At 40.5% G+C, this 16,418-nt stretch carries 14 protein-coding genes; 6 read left to right on the top strand and 8 right to left on the bottom strand.

Annotation, left to right across the window (positions count from 1 at the left end):
* Nucleotides 1–137 precede the first annotated feature (137 nt).
* Together GJB62_RS07800 and GJB62_RS07795 are read left to right on the top strand one after the other, a co-directional pair.
* A complete protein-coding gene (locus GJB62_RS07800) occupies nt 138–977 on the top strand; it encodes a DUF4351 domain-containing protein (protein WP_114082600.1) in 840 nt (279 codons plus the stop codon).
* A gap of 93 nt (nt 978–1,070) precedes the next feature.
* Entirely contained in the window at nt 1,071–1,952 is an 882-nt protein-coding gene (locus GJB62_RS07795; RefSeq protein ID WP_114082601.1) for a transposase, read from the top strand.
* A gap of 15 nt (nt 1,953–1,967) precedes the next feature.
* Here the strand turns inward: GJB62_RS07795 and GJB62_RS07790 are convergent, their stop codons facing one another.
* The 7 genes from GJB62_RS07790 to GJB62_RS07760 all read right to left on the bottom strand — a co-directional run bounded on the left by GJB62_RS07790 (nt 1,968) and on the right by GJB62_RS07760 (nt 8,022).
* Nucleotides 1,968–2,738 (bottom strand): ABC transporter ATP-binding protein, encoded by a 771-nt coding sequence (locus GJB62_RS07790; protein ID WP_114082602.1) that lies wholly within the window; start codon nt 2,736–2,738, stop codon nt 1,968–1,970.
* Between the two features lie 31 nt (nt 2,739–2,769).
* Entirely contained in the window at nt 2,770–3,732 is a 963-nt protein-coding gene (locus GJB62_RS07785; RefSeq protein WP_114082603.1) for a branched-chain amino acid ABC transporter permease, read from the bottom strand.
* Between the two features lie 184 nt (nt 3,733–3,916).
* Nucleotides 3,917–4,519 (bottom strand): Uma2 family endonuclease, encoded by a 603-nt coding sequence (locus GJB62_RS07780; protein ID WP_114082604.1) that lies wholly within the window; start codon nt 4,517–4,519, stop codon nt 3,917–3,919.
* Nucleotides 4,520–4,533: 14 nt separating this feature from the next.
* Entirely contained in the window at nt 4,534–5,484 is a 951-nt protein-coding gene (locus GJB62_RS07775) for a branched-chain amino acid ABC transporter permease (RefSeq protein ID WP_114082605.1), read from the bottom strand.
* A 7-nt stretch (nt 5,485–5,491) separates the two neighbouring features.
* Nucleotides 5,492–6,736, bottom strand: a complete 1,245-nt coding sequence (locus tag GJB62_RS07770) for an ABC transporter substrate-binding protein (RefSeq protein ID WP_114082606.1) — start codon at nt 6,734–6,736, stop codon at nt 5,492–5,494.
* A 226-nt stretch (nt 6,737–6,962) separates the two neighbouring features.
* Complete coding sequence (locus GJB62_RS07765; protein ID WP_114082607.1) at nt 6,963–7,289, bottom strand: DUF6464 family protein; 327 nt, start codon at nt 7,287–7,289, stop codon at nt 6,963–6,965.
* Nucleotides 7,290–7,515: 226 nt separating this feature from the next.
* Entirely contained in the window at nt 7,516–8,022 is a 507-nt protein-coding gene (locus GJB62_RS07760; RefSeq protein WP_114082608.1) for a hypothetical protein, read from the bottom strand.
* Nucleotides 8,023–8,303: 281 nt separating this feature from the next.
* Between GJB62_RS07760 and GJB62_RS07755 the strand changes: the two genes are divergently transcribed.
* Nucleotides 8,304–8,765 carry a GNAT family N-acetyltransferase gene (locus GJB62_RS07755; RefSeq protein WP_114082609.1) on the top strand — a complete coding sequence of 154 codons (462 nt, stop codon included), beginning with the start codon at nt 8,304–8,306 and terminating at the stop codon, nt 8,763–8,765.
* A gap of 302 nt (nt 8,766–9,067) precedes the next feature.
* On the opposite strand, the gene GJB62_RS07750 is transcribed toward GJB62_RS07755, so the two are convergent.
* Nucleotides 9,068–10,108 (bottom strand): lysophospholipid acyltransferase family protein, encoded by a 1,041-nt coding sequence (locus GJB62_RS07750; protein WP_114082610.1) that lies wholly within the window; start codon nt 10,106–10,108, stop codon nt 9,068–9,070.
* Between the two features lie 449 nt (nt 10,109–10,557).
* Here GJB62_RS07750 and GJB62_RS07745 point away from each other — a divergent pair, with 449 nt between their 5' ends.
* The 3 genes from GJB62_RS07745 (at nt 10,558) to GJB62_RS07735 (ending at nt 16,391) form a co-directional block, all read left to right on the top strand.
* The gene (locus GJB62_RS07745) at nt 10,558–11,886 is read left to right on the top strand and encodes an IS4 family transposase (protein WP_114081517.1); all 1,329 of its coding nucleotides are present in this window, start codon (nt 10,558–10,560) and stop codon (nt 11,884–11,886) included.
* 511 nt (nt 11,887–12,397) lie between these two features.
* Nucleotides 12,398–12,652: a helix-turn-helix domain-containing protein gene (locus GJB62_RS07740; protein WP_114082362.1), complete on the top strand. Its 255-nt coding sequence runs from the start codon at nt 12,398–12,400 to the stop codon at nt 12,650–12,652.
* A gap of 1 nt (nt 12,653) precedes the next feature.
* The gene (locus GJB62_RS07735) at nt 12,654–16,391 is read left to right on the top strand and encodes a PAS domain S-box protein (RefSeq protein ID WP_114082363.1); all 3,738 of its coding nucleotides are present in this window, start codon (nt 12,654–12,656) and stop codon (nt 16,389–16,391) included.
* The last annotated feature ends 27 nt before the right edge of the window (nt 16,392–16,418 follow it).

Below are 16,418 nucleotides of genomic sequence, written 5' to 3'. Positions count from 1 at the left end.
TACATCAATCATAGATTTCTTAAAAGAGTGCATCAGTGTACCCTATCGTAGACATTGCTTAAACTTAAAAACCAACGCCAGAATACTGCAATCTTTATAATGTACGATTAATTACTGATAAATATATTAAGCGTCCTGTGGCAAAAGCAGCAGATATTGGTAGCAAGCGACTAATTAATTTAGCTCCCGATGCTTGGGTACAGTGGGTGACACAGCGTTCTGAAGTTGTGGCGAAAGAAATTCTCGGTTCTGAATTTCACTGGATTAGCCGGGAGACAGATGTTTTAGTGAAGGCATATAGTGCCACTGACGGAGATTTTCTCGTATTAAATGAACTACAACTGCGTTATACAGCACAGATGCCTCTAAGGATGAGAGCCTATGCTGCTCTAGCACAAGAACGCTACCGATTGCCAACTTACCCAGTACTAATCAACATTTTACCGCCCCCATCCACCTTAACTATTGTCAATAGTTACGAACAGGAATTTTTGGGATTACGTGCCATCCAAGATTATCGCGTGATTAATTTGTGGGAAATCGATGCCGAAATAGTGTTTCAGCAACCACTACCATCGTTGTTACCCTTTGTGCCAATCCTGCGAGGAGGGGGAGAGGTATCAGTTGTGCAACGCGCACTACAGGCGCTACGAACAGATAAACAGTTGAACGAATTAGAATCATTGCTGGCGTTTTTTGCTAGCTTTGTTTTAGACACACCTTTAGTGCAGCAAATCATGAGGTGGGATATGGCAGTATTGCGAGAATCGCCTTGGTATCACGAGATTGAGCAAAGAGGTATTCAAGAGGGTGCGCGACGGCAGTTAATCCGAGTATTGGAACAACGCTTTGGCGAAATTTCTCATGAGGTAGAAGCAAGGCTTGAGGGTGAAAGTGTGGAGCAATTAGAAATTTTAATGGATAGCGCGATCGCAGTAAATTCTTTAGAAGATTTTATAAAAATTTTGTCTGCTTAAATTTCACTGATGCGCTTTGATAAACATTTTTTGCGTGTAATGCTAAATTTCAAGTTACCATAAATCTCACTTACTGAGTGCATCTATACCTGAATGACGAAGCCTGCTGATGTCAGTACCAAAAAATTAATCAGTCTCGCACCCAATAACTGGGTAAGATGGGTAACGCAGATTCCTGATATTGTTGCTGGGGAAATTCTAAATAGTGAATTTCAGTGGATTAGCCGGGAAAGTGATGTTTTAATCCGTGTTAGTAGTCCCCAACACGGAGAATTTTTGCTTCTCAACGAATTGCAATTACGCTATCAATCCCAAATGCCACGTCGGATGCGTGCTTATGCTGCACTTGCAGAAGAAAAATATAACTTACCAACATATCCCGTCCTGATCAATATTCTTAAAACTGGTAACAACGAAATACCCACAAGCTTTACATCAAATATTGCAGGATTAAGGGCGATACAAGATTATCGAGTAATTAATCTGTGGGAAATTGATGTCAATATTGCTTTTCAACAACCTTTACCATCCTTACTACCATTTGTACCCATTCTCAAAGGTGGTGAAAATGAATCTATTATTAGAGAAGCATTGCAAATCCTCCGTGCTGATGAACAACTAAACCAACTGGAAACAGTTCTAGCTTTTTTTGCTACGTTTGTTTTAGAGAACACGCTCGTTCAAGAAATCATGAGGTGGGATATGTCTGTATTACGTGAGTCACCTTGGTATCAGGAAATTTTACGCGAAGGGGAAGCACGCGGGGAAGCGCGTGGAGAAGAACGCGGGAAAGCAAGCGGGGAACTACGAGGAATACTTTCTGCGATTGAAATTAATTTAGAGTTGAAATTTAGCGATCGCGGCTTACAATTGATGCCAGAAATTAACCAGATTCAGGATTTAGAGCGTTTGAAAACAATTTTACGGAATATTGTCACTGCAAATACTATTGAGGAATTGCAACAGATTCTGTAATTCTTTGGTTAGTTATCATTCATTTCCTAAATAAGCTTCAATTACAGCCGGATCGTTTCTAACTACAGCTGGTTCACCCAAGGCAATCAACTGCCCAAAATCTAACACGGCAATGCGATCGCACAAACCCATAACTAAGGGTACATGGTGTTCAATCAGGACAATTGTCAAATTAAACTGTTCTCGCAGACTACGGATAAATTCACTCAGTTGCTGCTTTTCGTTGGGATTCATCCCCGCCGCAGGTTCGTCGAGGAGTAAGATTTGCGGTTCTAAGGCTAAAGCGCGGGCAATTTCTAAGCGACGCTGATCCCCATAAGCGAAGTTTTTGGCTTTTTCGTCAGCGCGATCGCTCAATCCCACCATTTCTAATAATTGTAAAGCTTTTCGCCTGCTTTTTTTCTCTTCCCGACGCGCTGGTGGTAATCCCAAAACTCCTGTTAATAGATTGCTTTTATTATCTAAATGTCGGGCAATTATTACATTTTCTAGCGCTGACAATTCACCAAATAAGCGAATATTTTGAAAAGTCCGAGCAATACCTAAACCGGCAATTTGATGGGGACGTAATTGAGAAATATTAGCACCTTGATAGCGCAACTCTCCACTAGAAAGGGGAATAAAAGCTGTAATCAAATTAAACAGTGTTGTTTTCCCAGCGCCGTTAGGGCCAATTAATCCAAAAATCTCATGTTGATTGACTGTAAAAGATACATTATTCACCGCCACTAAACCCCCAAAACGGCGAGTTAGTGATTTGGCTTCTAAAACAATGTTATTTGTCATTTGTCACTTGTCATTTTTCATTGGTTATTTGTTATCTTGTCTGCTTGGATGTCTTTGAAATTGATTTTATTAATAGGTTTTTACACTTTTTTAAAATATCTGGAGTTACAAACCCTTGGGGGAAAAATATAGTTCCTAAAACTATTAATATACCATAGATAATTAATCTACCATCTCTTAAAAACTGGGATAACCAATTAGGTAATCCTGCTATATCGGCGATTCTTCGTAAAACAATTTCTAATAAAACTTTCAAGACAATAGCACCGACAACCGAACCTAAAAAAGTTCTAGAGCCACCAATCAACACAATCGTCAAATAAGTGATACTAGCATCAAAAGTACCTTGTCGAGCATTCCAGGTATTGAGAAAATGAGCGCTGATGACACCTACCATTCCGGCAAGAATTGCTCCGAGAGTAAAGGCTAAAACTTTGTAATAAGTGGGGTTAATTCCCATTGCACTGGCAGCTAATTCATCTTCACGGATAGCAATGAATGCCCTACCTGTACGAATACGTTCTAAACGGTAAAATAATACCATACTAACTAACAAGAATGGTACAGCAATCCACAAATATTCAATTTGGCTTTGGAATGGTTGAGGAATACCAAAAATTCCTACAGCGCCGCCTGTAATATCTAAATTTAAGGATACAACTCGTAAAACTTCTACAAAAGCAATAGTTGCGATCGCTAAATAAATTCCCCGTAACCTTAATGCCGGGATTCCCACTATTACAGCTAATATACCGGAGATTAGACCAGCAATCAACATTTCTAATAAAAGTAATGGAATGGGAAATAAATTATTACTAGATGGAAAAACTTTTGTAGATAAAATCGCTGCAATATATCCACCTAAAGCATAAAATCCAGGACTAGCCAAAGATAATTGTCCAGCCATCAGTGGTAAATAAAGCGATAATCCTAATAAAGCCTCCAATACCATGTAGACTATTGGTGATTCATAAGTAGAGAAAAATTCAGCCATTGTAAAATATTTTGATTAAGGAGTCAGGAGTCAGAAGCCAGAATTCAGGAGTAAAAGGGTTTCAGTCACCACTAAATTTTCAATTTTATAATCTACAATTCATGTCGAGTCTGTAGCTTGCTAGTCACAGGGTATCGCTTATAGCTAACTAATTAATTCTGTATTCTGTATTCTGTATTCTTCTTCAAGCTGTTAATATTTGCTCTGCTGTTAACGCCAGTTCAGGAAAAGTTCGTGACACAATTCGTTCGGAACCTCTAAAATCTGTGCGTTGATATTTACCCTCAGCATCTAATAAAAAAACAAATACAGTCGGAACTTTGGGATTTTCCAAATACTCTCTATAACCAATTGCCAAATAATCTACAATCCAATATTCTGTAATACCTATGCGTTGATATTCATCTAATTTATCAATGTAGTCATCTTCCCAATTAGTTGATGTTACCTCGATAGCTAGCTGGATGGGTTCTTCAAGTGCAGAATAAGCAGAACGATTTGAGCGCCATACATCTTTATCTATCACACTGACATCAGGCTTGCGTCCTTGTTCTATTCCATTGGCAGTTATGGTTTTTAAAACTGCTGTGTTTTTTACTACGTAATTCAGGTTTAGATGTTTAATTTCATCATTGAAACTCAACAATATAAAATCAGCGATATCATCATGATTTCTCGTTGCACGCACTTCTACAATTTCCCCATCCACAAGTTCATATAAACCTTCTTCTGGACATTCTTCCAAAAATTGATCGAAAGTTAATTTTTGTTTGGTGTATGTTTTCATCACGCTACGTCTCTTTAAACTTTTTGAATAAACCGACGACCTAGCAAGCCTTGGGGTCTAACTAACAACATGATAAATAATATTCCGTAGGCTACAGCTTCTTTGTAACCGGAATATTCTGCCGGCACAAAAGCTTCAACTAATCCAATGAGTAATCCTCCTAAAACTGCGCCGGGAATACTACCTAAACCACCTAAGACAATTACCGCTAAACCCCGCAACCCAAAAGCGATGCCGAAATATGGGCCGGCAATACTAACACTAGAGGCGACTAAGGTTCCTGCTAATCCTGCTAAGAAACTGCTGATGAAGAATGTGAGGATGATAAAGCGATCGCTATTAATGCCTAACAAACTAGCTGTAGTCGGATCTTCTGCGATCGCCTGCATTGCTTTACCATACTTAGTTCGATTTATAAAGTAGGTAATAATTGCCACAATCGCAACAGATACAACAAAAATTATTATCTGAACGCTGCGAATAGGAATTGGATTATCTGGACTACCAAAGTTAATCGCAGGTGGCAAATTCCCATAAGTATCGGCGGGGTATGTGTAACTTTCTGCACCTACCAAATACTGGATTAAGTTCACAATTACCACTGCTACACCCAAGCTGGAAACAACAGTTAATAAGGGATCAGATCCTTGACGGCGCAAAGGTTGAAAAGCAACCCGTTCCATCACTACCCCAATCAATCCCGCTAAGGTACTTCCTAAAATTAAGGCTATAGCAAATGGCAATTTTATTGGCAAGGCTGCATTAGCTAGCAAGCCATTAAATCCAAAGTTACCACCCATGAGGGCATAAGTGAAATATGCACCCAAGGTAAAAATCGCGCCATGAGCTAAATTTATGATGCCCAAAATTGAATAAACTAAGGTATATCCCAATGCAAAAATTGCATAGATACTACCAATAGATAATCCGTTCAAAAATTGTTGCAGAAATAGAGTGATATCCATGTTGCAACTATTTTATAAATACAAATTTTCCGGTATTCCCATCTTTATCCATCTTAATTTTGGCGACATAAAATTCTTTTTGAATCACATCCCCTACTGGTGTAAAAGCAATCTCACCTAAAGGTGTATTATACTTTCCAGCTAGTATTTGCTTGTTCAATTCTGTCCGCAGTTTATCAAGAGGTAACGTGCTGATTTTGGTTTTTTTATCCAACTCCTTAAGAGCTTCAACATACACCTGCACCGCCGCAAAAGCTTGACCGGTAAATTGGGCTGGTTCTTTCTTATATTGCTCAATATAGGCTTGGCGAAATACCTTATTAATCTCACCAGGATATTCAGGACTGTAAGCTTGAGCAATCAACACACCATCGCAAAGGGCTTTACAAACTGATAAAACATTGGGTGTATTTAGACCATTACCACCAATAATTATGCCTTTATAACCCAACTCCCGCAGTTGCCGCACTAAGTTACCACCATCAGCAGCTAGCCCCGAAATAATTACCAAATCTGGTTTTAAGTTAATGGCATTGGTAGCTTGGGCTTGAAAGTCTGTATCAGTAGTTTGAAACTTTTGAACTGTTACTAATTCTAGTCCTTGTTCTTTAACTGCTTTTTGAAAAATCTCCGTTTCTGATTTATTAAATGCGTCATTTTGGGCGTAAAAAACTGCCACTTTTTTAATTTGAGGATTCTGCTTGAGTGCAGCTTTCACGGAATTAGGGGCAACTATAGAAACGGGGGCAGATACACGAGCTACATAATCACCAATTTCGGGAATTCCGTTTGCGGTATTTGATGCTCCAATAACTGGAACTTTCGCACGTTCGGCAATGGGGTCAGCACTAAAAGCTTGTTGTGACAAAGTAGGGCCAACGATACCGACAACTTTATCCTTGTTAATTAAAGTTTGAAAAGCGTTAATTGCTCCAGCTTCATCACCGCTGGTATCTTGGGCTATTAATTTAATCGGAGTGCCATTAATACCACCTTTACTATTGAAATACTTCTCGGCAATTCTGGCTCCCACAAATCCCTCTTGACCGAGTAATGCTACGTTGCTGGTTTGTGCTAAGGCAATACCGATAGGAATCGCCCCCGATGTAGTCGTTGTCTGGGCAGTGTTAGTAGTGTTATTTGGATTACTATTTGGAGTATTTGTCACAGAGCCACCGCCACCACCACAGCCTGTTAGTAGCAAAGCGCAAGTTGATAATAATGCTGTTGTCTGAGCGATCGCGTTGTTCATCGTTAAATAATCATGTAGTTATTAGATATTCGGCAAAAGCTCACAGTAATGTTCATAATCTACAAACAAAATGACGCAGATTTATACTTTTGCACGAATTCTATTAAATCATTCTTATTTCACCATGCAAAGACAAATATTCAAAGTGCTGCTAAATACAAATTATTATAATTAGTAATGATTTTATCATTCCCCATCAGTTTAGTTGAATCCTAAGTAAGCACTTTTAAACCCCTTTTTCGCTACCAGGTAATCCTTTGGGTTCGTAGTGACGGCAACCGTTACATGGGCCATCGGGATTGACAGCACAACGCATATAACCAGAGCGGGCATTAAATTTGCAGCTGATATCGCCAATTAAATAACCTACCCCTTCTAAATAATAGCGATCGCTGTCAACCGGTCTAAGGTTTTGCCGTCCCTGCACTACTGAAAAATTCATGGCTGCTTGCCTCATCCGTAGGCGCGATCGCGCATGGGTTTTGCGGATCGCCCACAGAGAAATCAGGGACGGTAAAAAACCAACGGCAATTACTAAAAGTGTCTTTAACACCTTCTTTTTACCTCTTCTGTGCGCTGATTGATTGTCCCTGATGTTGCACTCTGGTTTACGGAAGTGCAAATATTAGGGCAGTTTTGCCTAATTGCAACCATAGTTGGTGGCGATTAGCAATGGCAGTGTAGTATTTAGCAATTTTAACGAAGAAGTTCCTTCTGCCACTTCAATCAGCATAACTGTTACAACCCCAGGCGTGAACTGCCGTTGAATGTTGATAATTTTAAGATTTGTTGACTAATGCCTTTTTGCACAAGTGTCTTGTGTCAGTCTCCGCCCCATTCTTGTTTTTTCTGTGTCGCTGCGATGCTAATCTTTTTTTGGTTTGCTGACGAAGTTGCTGTGCTAGCAGTGCGGCTTCCCTTTCGGCTCGGAATAAATCAACTTTTCGCGTCGTCAAAATAAATGATTCGTCAGGTTTTCGTTTCACCCAAGGGACACTAATTGCGAAATACTGACAAATTTGTTTACCTAGCTCCTTCTTCAAAAGTGGGTAACGTTTTTGACTATTCAGTGTGTTAGCGATCGCTTTCAACTCCAATATCGCGGCTTCCAACTCTCCCGCCATCTGATTGATGCGCTCTACTTGTGTGATCAAACGCTCCCGTTCACTGATGATTTTTTCCTGTTGGGGTTGCAGTGGCACTATTGCAGTAGTTACAGGTGTAGGCTGCAACAGCGAGACTTTCAGCAAAATGGGTTTTTTGTCCGTGTCTAAGATTTTTTTCATACTACCTCAAGTAAGGCTAGCTGACTTTTAAGGCATTTTAGCAGCAAATTAGTATATTTGTACTATAAATTTTTTATACGAGATTTAATCTGAGGAATTTTTACTATTTTGTGGGATGGGCAACATGAGCGTCCCTTGTATTTCCGGGCGGGCAGGATGCCCACTTCACAAGAATCATCTTTTAATTCAGCAACGCTCAACTTTCCAAACATCCTCTAAGGGCAAAATATTTGCCAGCGTTGATAATATTTTTATAGGACTTATATTTGATTTTTGAAAAAATGAGATTAAGAATATACCAAATATCTGATACCGAAGAAATTATGAAGTTGTTCTACGACACTATTCATGAAGTGAATATTCATGATTACACACAAGAACAAGTAGATGCTTGGGCACCAGCAAATATGGATATCGACCTTTGGATTAAAGGTTTATCAAGTAAGTTTACTTATGTAGCAGAGGAGAATAGTAAAATTATCGGTTTTGGGGAATTAGAGGCTAATGGCCATATTGACCGTTTTTACTGTCATAAAGATTTTCAAAGAAAAGGGATTGGGAAAAAAATCTTAGAGCAGCTTGAATCCAAAGCAAAAGCTTTAGGAATTGAAAGGTTATTTACAGAAGCTAGTATTACAGCTAAACCGTTTTTTGAAAGCCAGAATTTTATTGTTGTGAAACAGCAAGAGGTGGAACGGAGAGGGCAAAAGCTGACAAATTTTATTATGGAAAAATCAATTTAATAATTAAGTAAATTATTTTTAAAAGATTGACTTAAATCCATTGATAGTATTAAATTCATTTCAATAACTGAAGGCTAAAATATTGCAAAAAAAATTGTAGGTTGGGTGAAGCGGAGCGCAACCCAACATATATCAGAATGTTGGGTTATGCAAAGCCTCCACCCAACCCAATACTTTTCGGTTAAGGGGGAAAGGGAAAGGGTTTGAATTTCCCTTTCCCCATTACCCTTTCCCCAGACCAAAAGAGAGATTATTGGGTTTAACCGAAAAGTATTGCCACCCAACCTACATCTAATCACTACTTAAGATATATTTACTCGATCAATAGTCTCTGAATTAATTTTAAATTGCAGTTTTTCTCGTAATTGTTGTGCTTGCTGATAAGCTTCTGTCCGCCCTTTGTTTGAATTGTGTAATTCTGCTGGTTCTAAAGGCTGAATATAGTAATGCAAGCGAGTCCTCATTGCCCAAATTCCCATTGAAGGAAACAGAATTAAGGCAAACATCAAAGGCGATACAGGTAAGAATGGTAATTTGACTAGTCGTTGCAATTTCTGGAAATTAACAGCCCAGGGATGTAAAAACTCACTCCCGATGCAAACTACTGGGAGAATGGGAATATGATAGCGATCGCTCAACTTAACAAAACTCACATCAAATTTTTCTAGTTGATAGCGTCTTTTCCAACCTTTCAGAGGGCCACGGATACCTTCTGGTGCATATAAGATAATTTTATCTTGGGCCATAGCTGCCTCAAAATTATCTAATTCGGCTCGCACACCACCCAAAACCTGCGACCATTTAGGTGGTAGCCACCAAATAACCCAAGGATGATCAAATAATGCTGGGCTTGCTACGGGTTGTACCACCCATCCTCTAGCTTCACTTAATAAATAACCCAAAGTCAAAAAGTCCCAAGGAAAACTCATCCCTGCGTGATTCATTACCACAATCAATGGCCCTGTTTGCGGCAAGTTTTCGACTTGTTTTAATTCTCCCCGAAAATAGTATTTGACGATGGGGCCGAGAACTTCTTTGCGAAAAGCTTGTTGATATTTGGGATCAAATTCACCAAGTTCTTTTCGCGGTGAACGGAAACCAAGACGCAACCAGCGAATCAGCATCGCTAGATAAAATCCGCCAGGAATTAAAAATAATCCATATTCGGGCCAATTCCAACCGTCTATATCGGTATGATAGTGCTGCCAATGGCGGTTAAATAAAATTAGCCAGCCTGGAGGGTACCAAAGACAAAACCAATCAAACCAGCTAAATATATAGCCTTCACCTGGTGCATTTTCCAGTTGAGTATCGAGGAGGTTTTGGGAGTGTTGATTAATCAAAACGGTTAAAGTTCAGGCAAACATTTGATTAAAAGTGCATTATAGCTTTATAGTTTTGCCATTGGTATCTGACTCAGGTTAAGGACATCTCAAACACTACTGACAAGAGCTTTAGAAAAATTATCCTGTTGAAATAAGCAAGCAGTGATTACGTTGGGAGCATCCCAATTTTTCAAAAATTCACGGAACTAATACCAATTTAATGTGAAGTTGCACATATCTTGATCCCCCTAAATCCCCCTTAAAAAGGGGGACTTTGATAGATGTTTTTCTGGTTCCCCCCTTAATAAGCTACGGTGTACACACAAGTCCAAGTAAAGTAATAAGGGAAGGAGTTGTGGGGAGTAAAAGGCGATGGAAAATCCAATCAGAATACACGCGCAAGCAGTAGAGGGAAAAGCATTTGGAGACCCAAGACTGATAAAAAGGGGGCAGCATTGTACGAAGCTTTGGGAAAACATCAATCAGTCAGCATTCGACAAATAAGTAAAAATAGAGCCGAACAAATAGGATACTATCGGTTTTTGGAGAATAAGAGTGTGACAGTAGGGGAATTAGTGCGAAGCCTATCAGATCACTGCGTATCTCATGTAGAAGGAAAGCATATATTAGCTATCAGTGATACCAGCGAAATTAACTTGCAGTCTCATGTAGGCAGGTTGGAAGCTTTGGGTCTAGGTGTAGTAGGAAACAATAGGGATATAGGATTTTATATTCATCCCACACTAGTATTAGATGCAGCAAATGGATTTCCCTTGGGGATAAGTACAGTAAAACTGTGGACTAGAGATATCAACCATCAAGATAAACATGAACGAAACTATAGCCAATTGCCAATAGAGGAGAAAGAATCATACAAATGGCTGCGTTCAGCTGATGAAACTCAACAGTGCATCAATGTTGGTGAAGCCAAAATGATTACCCATATCGGCGACCGAGAAAGTGATATGTATGAGGAATTTGTGACAGTCGCAAATCAAGACAATCATGTATTGGTCAGAGCGCGCATTGACCGTCGCCTGGTGGGAAAGACCTCATCATTTTATACATACTTAAACCAACAGCCGAGCGAGGGGACTTACACAGTAGATGTCCCAGCAGATGCACGCACTAGTAGAACCGCAAGAGAGGCATTATTAATTGTTCGCCGTGCAATGGTGAAAATTCAACGTCCAGATAAATTGAATGGACAAGATTATCCTCCGAGTGTGACACTTTATGCCGTGGAAGCCGTGGAGGTCAACCCACCACCAGGTCAAGCACCGATTCATTGGCGATTGCTCACCACCCACCAAGTTGTTTGTTTAGAACAAGCTTTACAGGTGATTCGATGGTACACCTGGCGATGGCGAATTGAACAACTTTTTGCCACCCTCAAAACTGCTGGTTTAAATCTCGAAGCTACCCAATTAGAATCGATTGCTGCCATTCAACGACTGACTGTATTAGCTTTGTCAGTCGCCGTGCGAATTTTACAACTGATTCAGGGACGGGATAACCCTAATTTACCTGCTACTGTTGCTTTTTCACACGAGCAACAGCATTGCTTGTCTAGCATTTCACCAACTTTAGAGGGGAAAACTCAATTGCAACAAAATCCCTATCTTCCTTCCTCTCTTCCTTGGGCTACTTGGATTATTGCTCGGCTTGGTGGTTGGTCTGGTTACAAGTCTCAAAAACCTCCCGGTATTACTACTTTGGTTCGCGGTCTTGAGCAATTTGAATCCACCTTTTTTGGGTGGAAACTCGCTCTGGGCAAACTTGTGTGTACACCGTAGCTTAATAAGGGGGGCTAGGGGGGATCGAATTCTATGCAGCTTCATAAAAAATTGGTATAAGGCACAAACCCTTTATAACTATCTTTCCTCTGTAAGACGTTGTGCTAATGCGGTTAGTTTCTCTATTCTCTTATTGCGCTCAAGAGAATATTTATAATGTAAAAAACTAAGTTGTGTATGAAGCATAGCAATTTAACGTTCCATAAATTTGCAGGAATGCGTAATGCTTGAAAATCATCAAATTGCTTGGCAATTATACTATTTCGACATTACACAGCAAGAAAATTTAATATTTATTTTATAGTTAGCTTCTTAGGTCGCACAACCTTAGAACAGTGAGTATTCATCAGAACTGTGGCAGAGGAGTTAAATAAGTGAATAACAAGCAATTAAGACTAATAAATGATATTGGTGTTTCGCCAAAAGATGAAATTGATAATAACTAATGATTATTTAAATTCTTCCTCAAGTTGGAGCCAGATGGCAAGACACTTGTCCTAATCTTCCTATTATGGAACTAAAAAAGCCACTAAAAATTTCAGATTTAATCCGTGAACTTCGGCAGCAACTGGATCTTTCTCAGGAAAAATTTGCAGCCAAGTTAGGAGTTTCCCTGCGAACAGTCAATCGCTGGGAGAACGGATCTACAGTGCCTTCGCAGATGGCACTAAAGCTGATTGAAGAAATGTTACAGAAGATGGGCGAACCAGGCAAAAGACTACTGAACGAGTATCTCCTGAAAGCGGAGCAACGGGAGGACTCTTAAGATGATGCTGAAAGTATCCGAAAAATTTTTGATAATCCGCTCTTGGTTACTAACCTATGGCGTGATGATTCTGGCAGTCATAGCGGCGCTGCTGGTTACACAATTATTGCTACCAGTTTTTGATCCGAGCGTATTTACATTATTTTATGCTGCTGTGGCAGTCAGCGCCTGGTACGGCGGCATGATACTTGGAGTATTAGCGATCGCATTATCTGTTACAACTGCGCTGTATTTTTTGCTGGAGCCAGTCTACTCGTTCGATTTTCTCAGCCTAAACGTTTTAGTACAATTAACCACATTCTCACTAGTATCCTTCTTAATTACCGCCCTATCTTCAGAGTTGCGAACTGCCAGACGTAAGGCTGAGACAAGCCTGAAATTGTTGCAAAATAGCGAAATGCGGTTTAGTCGCCTCGCAGAATCCAACATCATTGGAGTCATTGTTACTGATATTAAGAACGGTTCGATTATAGAAGCAAATGATGCTTTTCTAAAAATGGTCGGCTATACGCGAGAAGATTTGGCGGCTAACCAAATGAACTGGCGTGAAATTACCCCACCTGAGTATCTTCTATTGAGTGAGCGTTCAGTGGAAGAACTGAGAACAACCGGAGTCTGTAAACCCTTTGAGAAGGAATATATCTGCAAAGATGGCACAAGAGTTTGCGTTTTGCTCGGTTCTGTCCTGGTAGAAGACAACGAAGAAACTGTCATTGGCTTTGTTGTTGATTTGAGCGAACGCAAACAAGCCGAACAAATCTTGCGGGAGAAGGAAGAACGTCTGAGGTTAGCTAACGAACGTTTTCAGTTAGCAGCATCGGCGGTTAACTGTCTTATTTATGACTGGAATGTAGAACAGGATACCGTTGAAAGAACCGATGGGTTAACCCGAATTTTGGGCTATTCTCTCGATATTGCAGAACCAACAGGTAATTGGTGGCGAGAACTTGTGCATCCAGAGGATTTGCAGCGCGTACAAGAGGAGTCGGCGATCGCTTTGGCAAATTGCGATCGCTATACTGCTGAGTATCGCATTCGCAACCAAGATAACCAGTACGTCTATGTACTAGATCAAGGAATAGTGGTGCAACGGGATGCTGATGGAAAAGCAGTACGCATTATTGGCAGCACTACAGATATTAGCGATGTCTACGACGAGCTTCGCTTACGCAAACAAGCAGAGAAAGCAGTCCAAGAAAGTGAAGAACGACTCAGGAGTTTTGTCAAAGCAAATATAGTTGGCATTATCTTTGGTGATGTGAATGGTAGTATCACTGAAGCCAACGACGAGTTCTTGAGAATTGTGGGCTATAGCCAAGCAGATATTCAGGCAGGTAGACTAAAGTGGAGTGATATTACGCCTCCTGAGTATCAATATTTAGATGAACTGGCTATTGCTGAGGCAACAGTAAAGGGAACCTGTACACCTTATGAGAAGGAATGTATTCGCAAAGATGGTTCTATTGTCCCAGTTGTAGTTGGCTACTCTCTTTTAGGAGAATCTGGGCAGAAATCAGTTGCATTTATTCTTGATATTAGTGACCTCAAGCAAGCTAAAAAAGCGCTGAGTCAGAGTCAAGAGCAATTTCAAGCTTTTATGGACAATATTCCCGCCGCAGCATGGATTACCAATGCAGACGGGCGTATACTTTACCTCAGTCCAACTTATCTGACCATATTTGATGTAGCAACCAAAAAAGCGATTAATAAAAACATTTTTGACCTATATCCAGCCCAAATAGCTCAACCCTTACTTGATAACATTCGAATAGTTGCCCAAACGAATCAGGTTGTTGAAACCATCGAGTCTGCCCCACGCACAGATGGCACTCTAGGGGAATTTTTAGTATATAAATTTCCCATTGCAAATGCGACAGGGCAACGTCTAGTAGGAGGGGTTGCAGTTGACATCACCGAACGCGAACGCATCCTTCGTGAACGCCAGCTTGCAGAACTTGCTTTGCAAGAGCGCAGTGAAAGGCTCAAACTGCTCTCAGAAACCACCAGTGATTTGCTTTCAACCGAGCGTCCGTTGGATTTAATGAACAGTTTGTTTAATAAACTTTCGGCGCAAATGGATTTACATTTTTACTTCCACTATCTAATTGAGACACACGAAAATCAGCAGAAACTTCGGTTAGTAGCTTGGAATGGTATTACTGATGAAGTATTTCAAGCAATTGAATACCTGGAATTTAATCAAGGGATGTGCGGACTAATAGCGCAAGAACGCCGTCAAATTGTCGTCAATAATGTGCTGAACTCTACTCATCCAAATGCCCACATCCTCAAGTCTTTGGAAATCACAGCATACGCCGGTCAACCGTTAATTGCTCAGGGAAAGCTGCTTGGTGTCCTCTCCTTTGCCAGTCGCACCCGTACCCACTTTACCTCTGGGGAGATTGCTCTACTACAAGCAACTTCCGATCAGATAGCGGTTGCTTTGGAACGCGCCGAGTTAATGACTTCGTTACAGCGACGCAAAGAAGAATTGATCCAAGCAAACCGGATTAAAGATGAATTTTTGGCGGTTCTTTCCCACGAACTTCGCACGCCGCTAAACCCGATTTTGGGATGGTCAAAGTTACTGCAAACTAAAAAGTATGATGAAGCAACCACTACTCGCGCTCTCGAAACCATTGAGCGTAATGCCAAGCTTCAGACTCAATTAATTGAAGATTTGCTGGATGTCTCTCGCATTTTACAAGGTAAACTGAGTTTGAATATTGCTCCTGTAAATCTGGAAACTGCGATCGCATCTGCAATAGAAACTGTACGTCTAGCCGCCCAAGCTAAATCTATCAATTTGCAATTTACGATTTTAGACTTTCCTGCGGAACACTACGCAAACGATTTTGGATTAGAAAATTCTCACGGAAATTTAGAATCTATCGATTTTAACTCCCAAATCCAAGTTGCGCTTCCAGCATCCCAAAGGTGCGATTCAAAATTCCTAGTAACTGGTGATTCTGGTCGATTGCAGCAAGTTATCTGGAATTTACTTTCCAATGCGATTAAGTTTACACCGCAAGGTGGAGAGGTAGAAATTAGTTTACAGTCTGTTGGTTCTCAGGTTCAACTTCGAGTCAGTGATACAGGTAAGGGAATTAGCCCAGATTTTTTACCATTCGTATTTGACTACTTCCGACAAGCTGATGGTGCAACTACCAGAAAATTCGGGGGATTGGGATTAGGATTAGCTATTGTTCGTCATATCGTCGAGCTACATGGAGGCACAGTTAAGGCAGAAAGTTTAGGCGAAGAACAGGGAGCAACTTTTACAGTCATGCTACCAACGATTAAGATTCACCCAGATAGCCACCAGATTCGTATACAACCTGATGATTTGCCCAATCTAAATGGGGTAAAAGTTCTACTTGTGGATGATGAGCGTGATACGCGAGAGTTAATTGCTTTCATTTTGGAGCAATCTGGCGCGGTGGTAAATCAGACAGCATCGGCTGTGGAAGCATTACAAACTATGCCTCAGTTCCAACCAAATCTGCTGTTAAGCGACATTGGAATGCCAGAAATAGACGGCTATATGCTGATGCGTCAAATCAGAGCAATGTCACCAGAACAAGGAGGGACAATTCCAGCGATCGCTCTTACAGCTTATGCTGGTGAGGCTGACTACCAACAGGCAATCGCCGCCGGATTTGGGCAGCATATCACCAAACCTGTAGAGCCAGCTAAATTAGTTCGAGCGATCGCAAACCTAATTTATAGTCGTAGCTGACTTATGAGGGGTAGGTAAGGGTAAAGT

Source organism: Nostoc sp. ATCC 53789 (assembly GCF_009873495.1).
GTDB classification, from domain to species: domain Bacteria; phylum Cyanobacteriota; class Cyanobacteriia; order Cyanobacteriales; family Nostocaceae; genus Nostoc; species Nostoc muscorum_A.
Note: the sequence above shows the minus strand (reverse complement) of the source record. Positions and strands in the feature narration are given on the sequence as shown.

Coding starts and splice junctions, on each gene's coding strand:
- GJB62_RS07795 (WP_114082601.1), top strand. CDS start 1,071: ATGACGAAGCCTGCTGATGTCAGTACCAAAAAATTAATCAGTCTCGCA.
- GJB62_RS07790 (WP_114082602.1), bottom strand. CDS start 2,738: ATGACAAATAACATTGTTTTAGAAGCCAAATCACTAACTCGCCGTTTT.
- GJB62_RS07785 (WP_114082603.1), bottom strand. CDS start 3,732: ATGGCTGAATTTTTCTCTACTTATGAATCACCAATAGTCTACATGGTA.
- GJB62_RS07780 (WP_114082604.1), bottom strand. CDS start 4,519: ATGAAAACATACACCAAACAAAAATTAACTTTCGATCAATTTTTGGAA.
- GJB62_RS07775 (WP_114082605.1), bottom strand. CDS start 5,484: ATGGATATCACTCTATTTCTGCAACAATTTTTGAACGGATTATCTATT.
- GJB62_RS07770 (WP_114082606.1), bottom strand. CDS start 6,736: ATGAACAACGCGATCGCTCAGACAACAGCATTATTATCAACTTGCGCT.
- GJB62_RS07760 (WP_114082608.1), bottom strand. CDS start 8,022: ATGAAAAAAATCTTAGACACGGACAAAAAACCCATTTTGCTGAAAGTC.
- GJB62_RS07755 (WP_114082609.1), top strand. CDS start 8,304: ATGAGATTAAGAATATACCAAATATCTGATACCGAAGAAATTATGAAG.
- GJB62_RS07740 (WP_114082362.1), top strand. CDS start 12,398: ATGGAACTAAAAAAGCCACTAAAAATTTCAGATTTAATCCGTGAACTT.
- GJB62_RS07735 (WP_114082363.1), top strand. CDS start 12,654: ATGATGCTGAAAGTATCCGAAAAATTTTTGATAATCCGCTCTTGGTTA.